This is a genomic window from Alicyclobacillus fodiniaquatilis, from assembly GCF_042678105.1.
GTDB classification, from domain to species: domain Bacteria; phylum Bacillota; class Bacilli; order Alicyclobacillales; family Alicyclobacillaceae; genus Alicyclobacillus; species Alicyclobacillus fodiniaquatilis.
Map to the genome: position 1 here is coordinate 80,241 of NZ_JBHUCX010000099.1, position 16,467 is coordinate 96,707.

A 16,467-nucleotide genomic window follows, 5' to 3' on the forward strand; every position below is an offset into this window, starting at 1 on the left:
GCGGACTTTGACCGGCCGCGAGTTTGATCAGACCATGCGGTTTGCAACAAAATCAGAAAACACTGAAGCGCGCCATGCATTTCAAGTGGCATATCGCGCGCTTAAAGAAAAAGGCTACAATCCGATTTATCAGCTTGCTGGTTATCTGATTTCGGGAGATCCGGCGTACATCACCAGTCATTTGGATGCGCGCAATACGATTCGGCGCATCGAACGTGACGACTTGATTGAAGAGTTGGTGCGCGCGTACGCGGATTTACACGGCGATGCGAACGCTGGCGATTGATTTTGGCCAGCGCCGCGTCGGACTGGCATTGAGTGATCCGACTGGCTTTTTGGCGCAGGCGTTACAAGTCATTGAGCGGCAGTCGGATGGCCAAGTCGCTGCGGATATCGCTGTCATTTGTCGTGATCGCGAAGTAGAAGAGATTGTACTTGGTCATCCGCGTCTATTGAGCGGGGAAGTGGGCATGCGCGCGAAGCAGGTCGAGAAGTTTGCGCAACTGCTGAAGCGACATGTCGATTTGCCCATTCGGCTATTTGACGAGCGTCTGACCACAGTCAGTGCAGAGCGTGTCCTCATTGAGGCCGACATGAAGCGCAAAAAGCGCAAGCAGGTTATCGATGCGGTCGCTGCGACGATTCTTCTGCAAACCTATCTGGATGCACAATCGCACTGAAGTCACCTTCGGTGCGATTGCTTTATGTTGTACGTGTGATATCAAGAGGGGGTGCGGTGTCTGAACGGGAAACAAGGGCGTCGGTTGCGGATATTGTGGATGATACTTGGCGCCGTGATACTGTGTATTCTAATTGTGATTTTTGCCGTGGTTGGCTGGTACCGCCACGCGCTGAAGCCGGTCGCTTCGACAAAGCAACCATCGGTGCATTTCACTGTGCAGCGTGGCGAGAGCGTGAGCGAGGTTGCTGCCAATTTGCACGATAAGGGGCTGATTCGCAGCACAGCCGCCTTCTTGTACTACTATCGCGGCCACCATCAGGGGGGTGGCATCCAGGCGGGAAACTATCTGTTTTCGCCGACGATGACGCCAGCGTTGATGATTTCACAGATGGTCTCCGGGAAAGTCATTCCCAATGCCATCACGGTGACCATTCCGGAAGGATTTAATGTGAAAGACATCGCCAATCGCTTGCAAAGCGCGGGTGTCTGCAAAGCGTCGGCGTTTATGGAGGCTGAGCAGCACGGGCAGTTTAAGCAGGGGTTTGTCGCGCAGCTTGCCGGCCGCGCCCATGTGTTATATCGGTTCGAAGGGTTCCTGTTTCCAGATACATATGATTTTCAGCCGCACGAAAAAGCGCAGGACGTCATCAACGAGATGCTCGATGACTTTCAGCGGCGTGTGCTGACCAAATCTAATCTTCAGGCCATGAAGAAGCAGAAGATCACGCTCAACCAGCTCATCACCAAAGCGTCCCTGGTGGAGAATGAAGCGCAGGTCAACAAGGAACGGCCGCTGATTGCCAGCGTCATCAACAATCGCCTAAGCATTCATATGGAATTGCAAATTGATGCGACAGTCGAATATGCGCTGGGCCATCACGTCGATGTGGTGACGGATGCAGATACGAAAATCAAAAGCGTATATAACACATATATGGTCAACGGCTTGCCGCCAGGACCCATCGACAGTCCGGGGCTGAAGAGCATTGATGCGGTGTTGCACCCAGCGCACACCAAGTATCTCTACTATGTGGCAAAAGGCGACGGCAGTGGGGAGCACTATTTTGCCAAGACATATGCCCAGCAGTTGCACGATGAATCCTTGTATGAAGAAAATTTGGCGAAACACAAATGACAGTTTTGGTATTGCCGATTCTTTTAACAGCAATGAATGCGCGTAACCGATGGAGAGTTAGGGCAAAATAAAGCAACTTTGTCATCTGTGTCCGGCAGTTTTGTCCGAAGGAGTCTGGTGTGCGTGCGACCGACTGTGAACAATGTTCGTCGCCATTTCATGCTATATGGATTATGGTTATTTCTTTTGGCCGTCCTCATTGGCCGGCTTTTGCTGTTGATGGTCTGGCAGCCTGTTGTGGGGGGCGGACACATCGGCACTGTGCGCTGGCGGATGGATGAAGAGCACTTTCACGTTCGGATGACGGATGATGGACGGGGACACATTTTGTTTGCCGACGGAGCGATTTGGTCACCGCCGTCGACTTTGCAGGCAGGGCGCGTCCAACAAGCGCCTGCCGCGATTGGGCCGGAACTGGTTGGGACGATTGGCCAACCGGATGTGTGGCCGAGTGGCGCGCGTGTTTTGCCGGAAGCAGGGAGAACGGGGCTGGAATATGCGCTGGACACGCTCTTGATGAGCAAGCGGCCCAACCTCGTTGGCGATTTGCGGGTCGCTGCAAATGGGGGGGCGCTTGATAAAGCTAAATTGCCGGTGACAAAACAGCCGTACACGATTCGGGCAGAACGTGGTTCTGATGTCATCACCACCATTGATGAAACAGATGAGCGCCGGGCGGAGGCAGTCTTACAGCGCGTAAAAGTGGCGCATGGCGCCATTGTTTCCCTCGAGTTGCCCAGTGCCAAAGTGCGTGTGTTGGCGTCAGCCAATCATCGACGCAGCGATGCGCTTGTGGCGGCCACACCGGGGTCCATTTTCAAGATCATGACTGCTGCTGCAGCGCTGGATACACATGCGTATCCAGAGCAGGCGAGGTTTTTTTGCGATGGACAGGTGCATTGGCCGCATGTGCGCATGCACTGCTGGCGAGCGCACGGCAAGATTTCATTTGTGGACGCCATTGCCCAATCGTGCGATGTGACGTTTGCGCAAATTGGCATTCACCTGGGGCGGAGACCACTGGAAGCAGAAGCGAAGCGGTTTGGCTTGTTTACAAGTGGGATCGAAAATTTCAAGGGACATGCGCTGTTGCCTGGCGCGAACAGTGGGGTGCTTTATCGCCAACGCGGGGCGGATGCGGGACTGCTTGCCAATACAGCCATTGGTCAGGAGGATGTTCGCATGTCGCCGCTGCAAGGGGCGCTTATGGCTGCTACCATTGCTGAACATGGCCAGTATCGCAAAGCGTCGCTCATTGATGGGGTGCAAAAGGGGCGGCATCGAGAGACGTATGTTCCACAGTTCCCCAGCGCTGCCTGTGATGCGTTTACCGCCGATGTCATTAGTCAAGGCATGTGGGCGGCTGTACATGCGCCAAAAGGCACAGCGCATGCGCTAAACGCTTTGCCCATCGCCGCCAAAACAGGGACAGCTGAACTGCCAAACGGAAATGTAAACGCTTGGTTAATCGGCTACCAAGTGAATGAAAAAGACGAGCCAGTTCGCGCGTTTGCGCTGTGTGTGGAAAATGAAGCAGGGTGGGCGGCCCATAAGAAGCTGTTCGAGATGGCGCAGGCCTGGTTCGGAAACTTGCCTCACGTAACAGCGCCTTGATGGGATGACTAGCGGCGAGATCGAAAAATGTGGATGTCGCTTTATCTGTATAGAAACAGGGTGCGTGGCTGCAAGTGCTGCGCTATGATGAGCGTATGAACAGATACCTAGAAAAGTGGAACCCGTTTTTGGATATGGACGGCCCATTTTACGTCTGGTTGCGTAAAGTGGTTCTTTGCGGTGTATTTCTGTGGGCGTACTTGTCTTCGGAATACGGAGATACGATGTCGATGTTGTTGGTCGGCAAATACGTGCTGTTGCTCATTCAGGTTGTGCTGTTTCTGCTGCCACGAGCGATTGTCAATCGCTATGTGATGGTCATTGGCACCTTTTTAGCGCTCGTGGTGGTTTGGTGGCTTGTGTTGCACGGAGGCACATTCAGTGTCTTGCTGCGCAGTGGTCGATTGAGTGATACAACCCAAATGCTGTGGCCATTGCTCGTCTGGTTGCCGACCAACTCCAGGCGGATTGATCCAGTGACCGTCATTCTCATCGCTGTGGTTGCGGCGGTGATTGTGCTCACGAGCCACGTCGAGCCGGTTTACATGGTGCTGCAAGGGCTCGCCGTCGTCTGGCTGTGCCTGGGGATTCGCTCTGGTCGCCTGCGGCGTGAAGCGCATCTGCAATTGCAGCAAGCGCATCGGGAATTGGAGCAAGCGACCTTGGAATCGATGCGCCACGCCGCGATGGAAGAGCGTCTGCGCATTGCACGCGACATGCACGATGGTGTCGGTCATCAGTTGACTTCACTCATCGTCCAACTGCAGGCGACCGAGTTTGCCATCGGACAGGACGATAAGCGCGCCGCGCAAATGACCGGCGAGGCGTTGGCGACCGCGCGCGAGTCACTGCAGGCGTTGCGCATGACCGTGCGCCAGTTCGAATCCACGGATGATCGGCTGACCTTGACGGCTTTTCGCGCGCTCGTGCGGTCGGTTGAGGAGAAAAGCCAGGTGACCTGCGCGCTGGCGATGGATGTGGACATGGAGGGGTGGTCGGCGCAGTCGGTCATGGTGCTGTATCGTGTGCTGCAGGAGACGCTGACGAACGTCATCCGCCATGCGACTGCCACGCACGTCGATGTCGAGATCCACACAGTTGAAACAAATGTCGTCTTGACGGTTGGCGATGACGGCCGCATTGACGATATCGCCGCAATTGCCCACGGATTTGGCATGCGGACGATGCGCGCGCGCTGTCAAGCCATCGGCGGCGAATTTACACTTTCGCTCAACGGGGCGCATGGCCTTAAAGTACAGGCGGTCATTCCGCAACGTGTCGAGGAGGATCGTTGATGAATTCCCCAACCGAGACAAAAATTCGCGTCTTTATCGCAGATGACCAGGACATGATTGTGCAGGGGTTGCGCTATATCATTGATGCGCAAACGGACATGATGGTGGCCGCGACCACCAATACAGGGCAAGCGGCGCTGAACGCCTTGCAAACCAGCGAGATCGACGTTGCGCTGTTGGACATTCGCATGCCGGAACGGACAGGCATCGAGGTGAGCGCGGCATTAAAAGCTGACGGATCTCTGTGCCGGGTGGTTTTGTTGACCACGTTCGATCACGCTGACTACGTGGCGGAAGGCATTCGCGCAGGGGCCGTGGGTTTTCTCTTGAAGGATGCGCCGACAGAACAGTTGTTGGAGGGCATCCGCCGCGCCGCGAAAGGGGAAGTGTTCTTTTGGACGGCCAATGCGCAAGACGCGCTTGCCAATCTGCACACAGCGGGCAATGTCAACGAATCGCCCGGCCTGACCTTGATTGAACCGCTGACAGAGCGGGAGCAAGACGTTCTACAGTGCATGGCTTACGGTTGGCGCAATCAGGAGATTGCCGAACATATGCATGTTTCCATCGGCACCATCAAGACACATGTGCATCGGATCATTCAGAAGATGGATGTGGAGGACCGCACACAAGCGGTGATTCGTGCCATCCGGGGCGGACTCGTGGATTAAAGCCTCTATCGCTGGATAGAGACGAATCCCTCCAAAATCGTTCTTGCGACAGATTCGCGCAGCGCACAAACTCGGTATGCTGTTGCTAAATCGAGATTGTTGTTTTGGAGGTCGAGTTTATCAAATGAGTACACATGCGTTAACGACAACCCTGATTGTCCTGGCCATTGTCGTCTTTGTGATTGTCAGACAGTTGCGTCCACGGAAATTATCGCGTTTTTCCTTTATCGGCATGCCGATTATCGCTTTGATTGCGGCGTCGCAAAATCTGCCGCATCCGACCATACCACCGATTGAAGTGTTGGAGTGTGCTGTGACCATCGTGGTCGGCATTGCGTGCGGAGCGGTGCAAGCCTTTTTCACACGGGTGTTTGAACAAGATGGCGAATGGTATGCCCAAGGCGGCTGGCCTTATCTGGCCACATGGGTTGTATTGATTGCCGTTCGCCTGTTGATTTCGTTGATTTTCGGCTTGGTCGCACACGTGTCGATGCACACGACGTGGATCATCTGGGTGGATATCGCAGCGGCTTGGGGCATGCGCGCCTTTGTCCTCTATCTGCGTCATCCGCACTTGGGCGCCGTTATCGCACGTTCAAACAGCCGGCGCTTGTGATAAGCGATTTGGCGTGGCGTGTATCTCGCCACGCCAAATCGCTGGCGTAAAGAATTCACAGGCAGATTCGTTGTCCCCTCCGCATAAAGTAGGCCGTGTAACAGTCAGTGCTGTTGACGGAGGTGACGCGTTTGTCTGGCATTTTGACGCTTTTAGCACTGGTGCTCAAAGACGTTTCCGTATTTGTCTCGTATGTCCGCAATGGGGCGTTTCCCAAACCCCTGGACGCCGCGGAAGAACGTGCCGCACTTGCTCGCCTGGCTGAAGGGGACGAAACTGCGCGCAACTTGCTTATTGAACACAACTTGCGTCTGGTGGCGCACTTGGTCAAAAAATATGAGTCCTCAGGTGAAGATCCGGAAGACCTGATTTCGATTGGCACGATTGGTCTCATCAAGGCGGTTGAAAGTTACAAGCAAGGCAAGGGCACGAAATTGGCCACGTACGCGGCGAGGTGCATTGAAAATGAAATTCTGATGTATCTGCGCAGCACAAAGAAGCATCGGCGGGACGCATTTCTGTCTGACCCGATTGGCACAGACAAGGATGGCAACGAGATGACACTGGCTGACTTATTGGGTTCCGATCCCGATGAAGTGATTGATGTCGTCGATTTTGCCTGGGAAAAACAGAAGATGTATGAAAGTCTGCCAGCGCTTGCAGCGCGCGAGCGCGAAGTGTTGTGCAAGCGATTTGGTCTGCCGCACGGCGAGGAGCGCACACAGCGGGAAATTGCCGCCGAACTCGGCATCTCCCGCTCTTATGTCTCGCGGATAGAACATCGCGCTTTGACCAAACTATACGAAAACATGCGGCATGCGCCAAAAGGGAAATAGTGCTTTCATCGCTGTGATCGGGTGCGAGGCGTCATCGAACAGGTTGTGCGCGATGATGGCCTATGCGCTTTCAATGCGCAGAAGGACACAATCCTGCAGGAAGTGGGATTGTGTCCTTTTGATTTGTCTCGTGATGGTCAATGCCAACGGCTATGCAGTGCTTGTTTCCTGTGCTATGATGGTCTACCGTTATAGGTAAGTTCTACATACACGTATTTTCCCTGCGTCTGTGGTTTCACAACAACATGGTTGGCGCAAGCTGAAAAGGATTGGTGAAGCGACAGTGGGTTTATGGCAGTCCTTAACGCCAAATGAATATGTTGCATCCATTTACGACATCGACTTGGAGCGCCTGTGGCGCGATGGGAAGCGGCTCATCTTGACCGATCTCGACAACACGCTGGTTCCCTGGAATCATCCGCATGTGCCCGAAGCGCTAAAGACGTGGTTGGAAGCGGCGCACGCGCGCGGCTTTCACGTGTGCATCCTGTCCAACAACTCGTCGAGCCGCGTGGATGACTTTGCCAAAATATCCGGCTTGCCAGCGATTGGCGCTGCGCGCAAACCCAAAGCGACAGGGTTCAGGAAAGCGTTAAAGCGATTTTCGATGCAGCCCGAACAAGCGATAATGATCGGAGATCAGCTCTTTACCGACATCCGCGGTGGAAACCGGATGGGGCTGTATACCATCCTGGTTCTGCCGATTGACCCAACCGAGTGGTGGGGAACGCGCATTGTCCGCAATTTCGAGCGCATCGCTTATGCAGGTCTGCGCAAACGCGGTCTTCAACATCCTATCCATCAGCGGAGATGATTCAATGAACGAAATGGTCACACCTGCTTGCGTGGGCTGCGGGTCATTGCTCCAGACCACAGACGAAACATTACCTGGCTATGTGCCGCAAAGCGCACTTTTACAGCCGGAGTCTCTTTGTCGGCGTTGTTTTCGCATTCGCCATTACGGCGAATTTACGCCTGTCAGTGTGACGGAGAGCGACTATCAGGCGCAAGTGGCGCGCATTTTTGACGAGCCTGGTCTCGTGCTTTACGTGGTCGATGTATTTGATTTAAGCGGCAGTTTGGTGCCGAATCTAGCACGTTTTATTCTTGGAAGCGAAGTGGTTGTCGTCGTCAATAAAGCGGATTTGTTGCCGCGCGACGTTCACCTTGAAGAGATGAAGGAATGGATTCACACGCAAGTTCAACTCACAGGGGTGCAGGTCTCTGACGTTCTGTTTTTGAGTGGGCGCACGAAACAGGGGCTTGACGCATTGACAAACCACATTATCAAGGAGACGACGCGGCCAATTTATGTGGTCGGCATGGCGAATACGGGCAAGTCGACATTGCTCAACGCGCTTTATGAGCAATTTGAGGCGGGAAAAGAGCCGTATACGGTGTCGCGCCGTCCGGGAACGACATTGGCCATGTCGCAGTTGCATGTGACAGGACCAGAGGGGCCGCTCACCTTTGTGGATACGCCTGGACTGGTGCATGGCACCCGCGTGATCGACCGACTTTGCGCCGATTGTTTGGCTGAAGCGGTTCCGGAAGACCGCATTCGTCCGCGCATATACCAGTTGAACCCTGGACAGACGCTGTTTCTTGGCGGCATGGCGCGTCTTGATTTCGAAGCGGGCGCGCGTCAGCCTGTACTCTTGTACGTCAGCAATCGCCTGCCCGTGCACCGCAGTAAATTGGAACGTGCTGAGGCCATTTGGACAACGCATCGCGAGGATATTTTAAAAGTGCCTTGCGCTTCATGTCGGGCCGCTTTTGATCAATTGAAACCGCGTCCGGTTCAAACCAAGCGCGCGCGGGAGCGTGTGCCGGAGGGAACCATCGCGATTTCCGGCCGCGGTCGAGATCTGGTGATTCCAGGTCTGGGGTGGATCACGTTGTCTGGCAAACCTTTTCGCGGTCGTCTGTGGCTGCCGACTTGGCTGGAACCAGCGTATCGCCCGCGACTTGTTGGGGAGTTGACGAAGCGGCCGTACCATGAACGCTCGTATGGCTCGTATGAAGGAAGGTTCTCATGAAACTGTTTGGCTTACTTGGCTATCCGGTCGGCCATTCAGCATCGCCCGCGATGATGAATGCCGCCTTTCAAGCGCAAAATGAAGCGGCAGTTTATCTGCCTTTTGCCGTGCCGCCTGAACAAATTGAGGTGGCTTTGAACGGCTTGCAGGCGCTTGGCGCCGTTGGCGTCAATGTCACGATTCCACATAAGCGCAGCGCTTATGCTTGGGTGAAACAGCGCACGGCGGAAGCCGAATTGGTTGGTGCGGTCAACACTGTTCGTTTTACGGCAGATGGGGCCATCGGGCACAATACGGATGTGAGCGGTTGGTGGAAGTCGGTGGCTCCGTATGTTCAAAGCAACCAGCCGCGCGTGGTCATCATCGGCGCGGGCGGCGCGGCGATGGCCATTTTGGCGGCCATCGCCAGCCAGCGGCCATCTGCCCATGTCGTCATGGCGGCTCGCCGGGAAAACGCGGTCGACGATTTGCGACAACTTTTTGCGCATCGGTTGACGATTCATTACGCAACTTGGGAAGCGCGTGCGAGCGAGATCGCACAAGCGGATTTGATCATTCAGACTACACCCATCGGCATGTGGCCAGCAATAGCGCAAAGTCCGGTAGAGGACGCGGGCGTGTTCTCGGCGGGGCAGGTTGTACAAGATATCGTTTACCGCCCGCGTCAGACCCAATTCATGCGTCTTGCCGCAGAACAGGGTGCGACGGTCGTGGACGGTGTATCGATGTTGGTTTACCAAGGCGTCGATGCCTATGAATGGTGGCTTGATAAAAAGGCGCCCGTGGATACGATGTTTGCTGCTGTGAACGACAAATTGGTTGCGGAGCAAACTGAACATGAGTGAGCAAAATCGCATGTGGTATACTGGAGAAATCAGTGGAGATGGTGGACAACGTCCTATCGGTCTGCCAGCGACGGAGGCAAAGCGCGTGCTTTTGTTTGGCGGTACGTTTGATCCGCCGCACGTTGGCCACTTGACGATGGCGCAATTGGCTTTGGAACAGACTGGTGTGGATGAGGTATGGTTTTTGCCAGCCCCGAACCCGCCGCACAAACAAGAGATTGGCGATGATACGTTCGGTTGGCGCGCGGCGATGGTCACTGCCTTGCTCGAAGGGCGTGCAGGGCTTCGGACAATGCCCATTGAGGAATTTCTCCCTCGCCCGTCGTACACCGTGGATACCGTTCATGCTTGTCAGTTGTGGTATCCGGATGTTGAATTTTCGTTTTTGCTTGGCGCCGACAGTTTGGAACAACTGTTGACTTGGCACGGGGTGGACGAGCTGGCAAAGCGTGTGCCGTTTTATGTCGTGGCGCGCAGTGGGACGTCAGCCTTGACGCAAGTGGTCAATACCCTGCGGGAGCGCTTGCCCGAATTGCGTGCGACTGCAATTGAAATGCCCTTGTTGGATGTGTCGTCCACGTGGTTGCGCGAACGACTGGAGGCTGGCGCTGACATTTGTGGCCTCATTTCGCCTGCGGTGCTTGACTTGTGGCATAAGGGTCCGCAAAATGAGGTGTGATTGGGAGGAAAATCCATGCAGACAGAGGATTTGGCACGCGATGTTGGGGCGACGCTCTCCAAGCCGCGTTTCAAACACGTCCAAGGCGTCGTCACGACGGCTGTCAGGCTTGCAGTTCAGTATGGCGAATCTGAAGAGCGAGCTAGGACAGCGGCATGGTTACACGATATCGCTCGTGAATGGCCACGCGACAAATTGTTCGAAGCGGCGGAGAGCATCGAAGTGCCTGCAGGCTTCGCATCCATTCCTGCCCTGTTGCACGGACCGATTGCAGCGCACATTGGGCGAACGGTTTACGGCATAGAGGATGTCGCCATCCTGGATGCAATCACGTATCATACAACAGGTCGTCCGGAGATGACCGTGCTGGATATGGTTTTATTTGTGGCAGATGCGATTGAGCCAGGGAGACAATATCCTGGCGTCGAGGAAGTTCGCGCCGCCGCAGACAGAAGTTTAGCGGATGCCACACGCATTAGTATTGATCATACCATTCGTTATCTCATCAATGCGGGCAAACCGCTGTTTCCTTTGACGGTGCTCGCCCGCAACAGCCTACTGACGCGGTAGGTAGGTTCACCGTTTAGATGGAATCGACAACAACAAACGTGCTTCAGCAGTAATAAGGAACGGCGATATAAAGGAGGACGGTGCATGCAGGCACACGAAGTAGAGCGCATCGCGAAGGCTGCTGCAACAGCGGCCGAAGACAAGAAAGCGACCGACATCATTGTATTAAACGTTCAGTCTTTAACCACCATGAGTGACTTTTTCGTCATCTGTTCAGCCAATTCGCGCCCACAGGTTGAAGCAGTATCACGAGCGGTGCGAGATAAGATGAGTGAATTTGGCGTCACGTGTAGAGGCGTTGAAGGACTGGACGAAGCGCGTTGGGTACTACTCGACTTCGGTGACGTTGTCGTGCACGTGTTTCAACCTGAAGATAGGGAGTTTTACCATATTGAACGGCTTTGGGGCGATGCCGATATCTATACGCTGGGTGAATCGGCAAATTGAATCCGTACGAAGGGTTTGCCCAGATTTATGATCAATTCATGCAAGACGCGCCCTACGAAGAATGGCTTCAATTGCTGTATACACAGGGCGAAGCGCTTCGTCAGTGGGATGTCGCTGATATCGGTTGTGGCACGGGGATGTTGACCGTGCCACTCTCCATGTGCACAAGGACGTGCGTCGGCGTCGACGCTTCGGAAGCGATGCTCAGCGAGGCGCAGATGCGCGGGATGGAGGCCAGAGCGAAGGTCCAGTGGTTGTGCCAGGACATTCGCGATCTTCGTTTGCCTCGTCCTATGGACCTCGTCATCTCGACGTGTGATGTCATCAACTATCTCACTGACCAGACGGCGCTTGAACACGTGCTCCGCGCAGTGTGGCGCGCCTTGAAACCTGGTGGCGCATTTGCCTTTGATATCATCGGCCCCAAGCGCTTTCTCATGCTGCAGGACGGCTATTGGCACCAGATTGAAGAGGATGCTGTGCTCCTGCATCAAACACGCGTGCAGGGGACACAGATTGAGCATGACGTACATGCGTTTTTGCAGGTCGAAGCGGATGGTCAGGATGATTTGTACATGCGCATAGAGGAGAGCCACCAACAGGCCTACTACGACGCCGATACACTTGTGCGCTGTTTGAAGGACTGTGGCTTTGTCGTCGAACAATTACTTGCCGATTTTGCCGCAGATGGGTCGTTAGATGAAGCGAATCGCATCATCGTCTGGGCAAAGAGGGAGGAAGTCAGCGCATGAACGCTGCTCTGGCGGAAATACAACCATTACTATTTGAATTTTTAGCAATGGACACACCCCAGCGACAGCACAGGAGATTCGCAAAATGCAGGTGCGCATCACCGATTTATGGGATGATTTTTTGCGATCACGCCGCAGATGTCAATCCGCAGCGTTGGCTCACTTTTCACTTGATTCAACAATGCGTGGAAGCACAGTTTATCTTGCGCGCGTGGTGGGCGGTCAAGGCAAAATACCAACTGGCAGAGTTACAGACGAAGGACCCAAACATGCACCGGTTGGTGGCGCGGTGCCTGCAAATGCCCGTGACGCTTCATGATGACCTGCGCAATTTGTGTACACATGTGTTGGAACCAATAGGTGGTTGGATGAAATCAGAATGGCAGATTGAGTGACTCCATTGAATTTTTCAGTGGCGTGATTTGCATAAATTTGAGGGCGTCATCTGTTTATTTTGCCATGGCCGACAAAGGCTCCCGCCGCTTTGTTCCATTATTCCTCTTTCGGTGCCTGTGTAGCTTGCTGTGCTTGAAACGCCAAAAAGGATTCAAGTGCGGCAGGGTGGCTATTAAAAAAAACAACAAGCGCTTGCAGCGATTCCAGTGTCCGCGGGCTGACGTGATGCTCAATGCCTTCTACATCTTTTTGGATGGTCGCTTCCTGAACGCCCAACATACGTAAAAACTCAGCGAGTTTTAGATGGCGTTCCTTCATGATGCGTCCCATTCGCTGACCTTTCCCCGTCAGGACGATGCCGCGGTATTTCTCATAACTCACATATTCGCTCTCATCTAACTTCTGCAGCATTTTGGTGACTGAACTCGGTTGAACGGCGAGTGAATTTGCGATATCCGATACGCGCGCATACCCTTTGTCCTGTATTAACTCGTAAATTTTTTCTAAATAATCTTCCATACTGGGTGTAAGCACGCGCATACCTCCGTTTTCTTCAACATCCATCTTACACTACGCGGGGAAGGTCTGCAAAACAGCTTTTAGGGGTGGGGGGCGGAGCTAAGTGTGGACGGATCATTATGGGCGTCCATGCAAGGATTCCCATTGACTCCATGGGATCATTCCGAGTTCAGGACATGGCTCATCTTCTAAAAATGCAATGACCTCCAGCGCGTGCCCATCGGGATCGGAAAAGTATGCGCTTACTGAAGGCATCCACGAATGCACGACGAATTCACTCGTATTTTCAAAGAAGCTTTCAAAACGAATATCTTTTTCTTTAAGTGTTTGGATGGTGTGAAAAAAATCCTTTAGTGAAACTGAAAATGCGAAATGGGAATGGGCTATTCTAGACACGTCTGGTTCGCCGACATGTTGTTCTTTTAAATTTTCTTCGCTAAATTGCCATAATCCCAACATTTGTTTACGCGATTTACCAACCCAATAAAAGTGAACGTTGTCACCTTTAAAGGTCGGGGTGAGTCCAAGCACATTCTCGTAAAAAGTTCCAGAAATATCTAGTTCGGAAACAACAATGTGGGCTTCATACAATCCTTGGAATATCTTGAACACCGCCTTTATTCGTGTAACATGTCAAAAGGATTCGATTTGGTCTCTCATCTCTAGTGTATGTTTTAACCGTGATTTGTATGGAAAACGCCTGTAGGGGGAATTTAATTTTATCCCCCCTACTAAACGTTCAACATTGCGTCTGTTACTGGACTTTGGGTCGCTTTGAAGACGCATAGTGTCCGGGGATCGCATTCATGGCAATGGATATCCTGTTCCAATAGTTGATCATGCCAATCGCCAGTACAAGGTCTGTGTATTGCTTCTCATCAAAATGTTGACGGATTCGTTGATAGAGATCATCGGGTACACGCTTCTCAGAAACCAACGTCAAGTGTTCTGCTAACTCAAGCGCGACGCGTTCCTGTTCTGTGAAAAATGGTGCCTCATGCCACGCATTTAGACTATATATCCGCTGTTCCGTTTCGCCCAAAGCACGAGCGTCTTTTGTATGCATGTCTAAACAGAAGGCACAGCCGTTAATTTGTGATGCCCGAATTTTAACGAGTTCCCTGAGCTTTTCGTCAAGCTCGGTTGTGTCAAAATACTTCTCCAATTCCATCAGGAGCTTCGTTGCTTGCGGAACTACTTTAAAGTATTGAATTCGTTGTTCCATGTGTCCATCCCTCCAGTGTTTGTGTTTCCTTCATTCTTTAAGACAAAAAGACGCATCAATTTGTGACATGTGCGATTTGGCTACAGCATTCAATGGGGGCGTATCGCTTTTGTATTTTCGTACATCGTCGCCGTAACTATAAATGACACCGTGTCCAGTAGTGGAGTTCGAGGCAATAAGATGAGATGATTCTAAAAATCATCCAACAATGATACCAATGCTTGTCCACGGCGCTGATAACGTTCGAGATGTGTTTCAAGTTGTTCTGGCGCATTACTTTCTAGGATTTTTAATGTTTTATCCACGAAGTTCCAATTCATGCATCCAGAAAGCCATAGTAAGCTGCGAAGGCGTGTATAATCCGATTTGTTCAACAGTGCGTCAGCGTGATATCCACGAAGCACTTCGCGTGCCAGCAACGGGGACATATCATGTGACTCGATTCCGCTGGTGCGTGAGTACCACTTGATAAGCCAGGCGAGTGTTTCGACTCTTTCTCCATAAGCAATATGCTCGAAATCTACGATCCCGCTGATATTTTCTGTTTCATCCCATAGCACATTTAGAGAGTTCAAATCTGACGTGATAACGATACAATCGTTCCTAAAAGGAATGTTGGCATTGAGGATATGCTGTTGCGCGTTGGTCAGATATTGTTCCAACTGCTTCCTCCCTGTCTGAGGTACCTGGTTCGACTGAAGAACTCTTTCAATGACAAGGACTCGTTTGCGATAGCCTTTTGTATGAGCCAAGGTAGGGAATGACAGTCGATGAGGATAGGTGTGAGAAAGGTCATGTATCTTCCGTGCCATTTCACCCAGCCTATACGCGGCGTTCGGTGTCGTATGTGTGATGTGTTCTCCGCTTATCCAATGAAATAAAACGCATCTATAGATATCGCCACACCAATCAAATCGTGCAAAGGGCGAACCATCCGATGTCCTTTGCAGACACATGAATGGAATGCTATGTCGTACTAAAAAATCACAGTATTCCATTTGATCGGCCAAGACTCCGTCGGTTAGCGCCACAAATTCGTCGTTCCCTTCTTGCTGATACCTTTTTGTCCCGATAAAACGTGCGGAGAAGGCGCTTTGACCAATTCTGATCTTTAGATGAATGTCTCCATGCCAGTTATACGATTTTACATGATTCTCAATGCCTAATGAATGAAGGTCCAGCCTATAACGACTTAATCCCATTCGAACGAATGGTAATATCTCATCGTTGAAGCTCAACTTTATTCCTCCCTACAGATGAACGCGTGGTTATAAGACACGCATACATCCCTTTTCCATTGACTCAACCGATTTCTAACTCGGTACTCATCTTCTGTCATCCCAAATAGCAGTTGATCACGATACTTACCGTTCATAAAGACAACATCTCGGACAGTGCCTTCTTGTACGCAACCCAACTTTTTCATTAATCGAATTGAAGCTTCATTCATATCCAAGCAAAAGCCATTAAACTTGTGAAGCCTGCCTTCATTAAATGCATAGTCTAAGAGCAATTTCATCGCGGCTTCACCATAACCTTTACCGCGCTGTTCTCTCACATTGACCATGCCGATGGAGAACGTGCCATGCCGCTCATTGATGTAATTAAAGTGAATATGTCCCACGTATTCTCCATTGAGCGTTTCGATGGAGAAAGCTGGTGCAGCAATGTTGGGCTTGGCTGATTCGGCGTTTTCGTCTACTTGCGGTTTTGCAGGCGGCAAGGGAACTTCCTCGTGAACAAGTGCCATGCCAACACTGTCGAGCTCAACCAAGTCACTGTATTCAGCATCCTTAGGCAGCCAGAGCCGCAATCTCACTTTGTCATTCTGCCAGTAGTAATTGGCGTATATATTGTCGGGCATTTATCATGACTCCTCGTGGCATAGGGCACATGGAGAAGAGGTAACGGAGATGAAAATTCCATCAGAAATAAGAAAAGATGTATCGTGATGGGCACTTTATCACTCCAAACCATGTCATCCCGCGTATGGTTAAAGTTAGGCGCACAAACGCGTTTTCAGCGTGAATGTGCTACCTTGTTAACAAACAACCATTACAGGCTCTTCAACATGACGGAATAATGAGTCCCCTTTCGAACATCTCCGTGTTCTATTGTGAATTATCAAAAGAATTTTGTAAATGAT

General features: G+C 52.1%; 21 protein-coding genes. 16 read left to right on the forward strand and 5 right to left on the reverse strand.

Features of this window, described 5'->3' with window-relative positions:
- Window positions 1–7 precede the first annotated feature (7 nt).
- The 16 genes from ACFSB2_RS24105 (at window position 8) to ACFSB2_RS24180 (ending at window position 12,576) form a co-directional block, all read left to right on the forward strand.
- Window positions 8–286, forward strand: coding sequence for an IreB family regulatory phosphoprotein (locus ACFSB2_RS24105; protein WP_377945661.1), 279 nt, complete (start codon window positions 8–10; stop codon window positions 284–286).
- Window positions 267–680: a Holliday junction resolvase RuvX gene (gene ruvX, locus ACFSB2_RS24110; RefSeq protein ID WP_377945663.1), complete on the forward strand. Its 414-nt coding sequence runs from the start codon at window positions 267–269 to the stop codon at window positions 678–680. Before ACFSB2_RS24105 ends, ruvX begins: the two co-directional genes overlap by 20 nt.
- An 84-nt stretch (window positions 681–764) precedes the next feature.
- The gene (gene mltG, locus ACFSB2_RS24115) at window positions 765–1,817 is read left to right on the forward strand and encodes an endolytic transglycosylase MltG (protein WP_377945664.1); all 1,053 of its coding nucleotides are present in this window, start codon (window positions 765–767) and stop codon (window positions 1,815–1,817) included.
- Between the two features lie 123 nt (window positions 1,818–1,940).
- Window positions 1,941–3,431: a penicillin-binding transpeptidase domain-containing protein gene (locus tag ACFSB2_RS24120; RefSeq protein WP_377945665.1), complete on the forward strand. Its 1,491-nt coding sequence runs from the start codon at window positions 1,941–1,943 to the stop codon at window positions 3,429–3,431.
- 74 nt (window positions 3,432–3,505) lie between these two features.
- Window positions 3,506–4,726: a sensor histidine kinase gene (locus ACFSB2_RS24125; protein ID WP_377945666.1), complete on the forward strand. Its 1,221-nt coding sequence runs from the start codon at window positions 3,506–3,508 to the stop codon at window positions 4,724–4,726.
- Window positions 4,726–5,397 carry a response regulator gene (locus ACFSB2_RS24130; protein ID WP_377945667.1) on the forward strand — a complete coding sequence of 224 codons (672 nt, stop codon included), beginning with the start codon at window positions 4,726–4,728 and terminating at the stop codon, window positions 5,395–5,397. Before ACFSB2_RS24125 ends, ACFSB2_RS24130 begins: the two co-directional genes overlap by 1 nt.
- Window positions 5,398–5,521: 124 nt before the next feature.
- A complete protein-coding gene (locus ACFSB2_RS24135; RefSeq protein ID WP_377945668.1) occupies window positions 5,522–6,013 on the forward strand; it encodes a CcdC protein domain-containing protein in 492 nt (163 codons plus the stop codon).
- A 131-nt stretch (window positions 6,014–6,144) separates the two neighbouring features.
- Complete coding sequence (gene sigK / locus ACFSB2_RS24140; protein WP_377945669.1) at window positions 6,145–6,849, forward strand: RNA polymerase sporulation sigma factor SigK; 705 nt, start codon at window positions 6,145–6,147, stop codon at window positions 6,847–6,849.
- A gap of 283 nt (window positions 6,850–7,132) precedes the next feature.
- The gene (locus tag ACFSB2_RS24145) at window positions 7,133–7,663 is read left to right on the forward strand and encodes a YqeG family HAD IIIA-type phosphatase (RefSeq protein WP_377945670.1); all 531 of its coding nucleotides are present in this window, start codon (window positions 7,133–7,135) and stop codon (window positions 7,661–7,663) included.
- A 4-nt stretch (window positions 7,664–7,667) separates the two neighbouring features.
- Window positions 7,668–8,888 carry a ribosome biogenesis GTPase YqeH gene (gene yqeH / locus ACFSB2_RS24150; protein WP_377945671.1) on the forward strand — a complete coding sequence of 407 codons (1,221 nt, stop codon included), beginning with the start codon at window positions 7,668–7,670 and terminating at the stop codon, window positions 8,886–8,888.
- A complete protein-coding gene (gene aroE, locus ACFSB2_RS24155; RefSeq protein WP_377945672.1) occupies window positions 8,885–9,733 on the forward strand; it encodes a shikimate dehydrogenase in 849 nt (282 codons plus the stop codon). The genes yqeH and aroE overlap by 4 nt, the downstream gene beginning before the upstream one ends.
- Window positions 9,726–10,412, forward strand: coding sequence for a nicotinate (nicotinamide) nucleotide adenylyltransferase (gene nadD, locus ACFSB2_RS24160; RefSeq protein ID WP_377945673.1), 687 nt, complete (start codon window positions 9,726–9,728; stop codon window positions 10,410–10,412). The genes aroE and nadD overlap by 8 nt, the downstream gene beginning before the upstream one ends.
- A gap of 15 nt (window positions 10,413–10,427) precedes the next feature.
- Window positions 10,428–10,982: a bis(5'-nucleosyl)-tetraphosphatase (symmetrical) YqeK gene (gene yqeK / locus ACFSB2_RS24165; RefSeq protein WP_377945674.1), complete on the forward strand. Its 555-nt coding sequence runs from the start codon at window positions 10,428–10,430 to the stop codon at window positions 10,980–10,982.
- A gap of 84 nt (window positions 10,983–11,066) precedes the next feature.
- Window positions 11,067–11,429: a ribosome silencing factor gene (gene rsfS, locus ACFSB2_RS24170; protein ID WP_377945675.1), complete on the forward strand. Its 363-nt coding sequence runs from the start codon at window positions 11,067–11,069 to the stop codon at window positions 11,427–11,429.
- Complete coding sequence (locus ACFSB2_RS24175; protein WP_377945676.1) at window positions 11,426–12,181, forward strand: class I SAM-dependent DNA methyltransferase; 756 nt, start codon at window positions 11,426–11,428, stop codon at window positions 12,179–12,181. The genes rsfS and ACFSB2_RS24175 overlap by 4 nt, the downstream gene beginning before the upstream one ends.
- Complete coding sequence (locus ACFSB2_RS24180) at window positions 12,178–12,576, forward strand: hypothetical protein (protein WP_377945677.1); 399 nt, start codon at window positions 12,178–12,180, stop codon at window positions 12,574–12,576. Before ACFSB2_RS24175 ends, ACFSB2_RS24180 begins: the two co-directional genes overlap by 4 nt.
- A gap of 97 nt (window positions 12,577–12,673) precedes the next feature.
- On the opposite strand, the gene mntR is transcribed toward ACFSB2_RS24180, so the two are convergent.
- The 5 genes from mntR to ACFSB2_RS24205 all read right to left on the reverse strand — a co-directional run bounded on the left by mntR (window position 12,674) and on the right by ACFSB2_RS24205 (window position 16,185).
- Entirely contained in the window at window positions 12,674–13,096 is a 423-nt protein-coding gene (mntR, locus tag ACFSB2_RS24185) for a transcriptional regulator MntR (RefSeq protein ID WP_377946003.1), read from the reverse strand.
- A 117-nt stretch (window positions 13,097–13,213) separates the two neighbouring features.
- On the reverse strand, window positions 13,214–13,687 hold the full coding sequence (locus ACFSB2_RS24190) for a VOC family protein (RefSeq protein ID WP_377945678.1): 474 nt from the start codon (window positions 13,685–13,687) through the stop codon (window positions 13,214–13,216).
- Between the two features lie 163 nt (window positions 13,688–13,850).
- Window positions 13,851–14,321 carry a carboxymuconolactone decarboxylase family protein gene (locus ACFSB2_RS24195; protein WP_377945679.1) on the reverse strand — a complete coding sequence of 157 codons (471 nt, stop codon included), beginning with the start codon at window positions 14,319–14,321 and terminating at the stop codon, window positions 13,851–13,853.
- 191 nt (window positions 14,322–14,512) lie between these two features.
- Complete coding sequence (locus ACFSB2_RS24200) at window positions 14,513–15,559, reverse strand: phosphotransferase enzyme family protein (RefSeq protein ID WP_377945681.1); 1,047 nt, start codon at window positions 15,557–15,559, stop codon at window positions 14,513–14,515.
- Window positions 15,560–15,561: 2 nt separating this feature from the next.
- Window positions 15,562–16,185: a GNAT family N-acetyltransferase gene (locus ACFSB2_RS24205; RefSeq protein ID WP_377945682.1), complete on the reverse strand. Its 624-nt coding sequence runs from the start codon at window positions 16,183–16,185 to the stop codon at window positions 15,562–15,564.
- Window positions 16,186–16,467 lie beyond the last annotated feature (282 nt).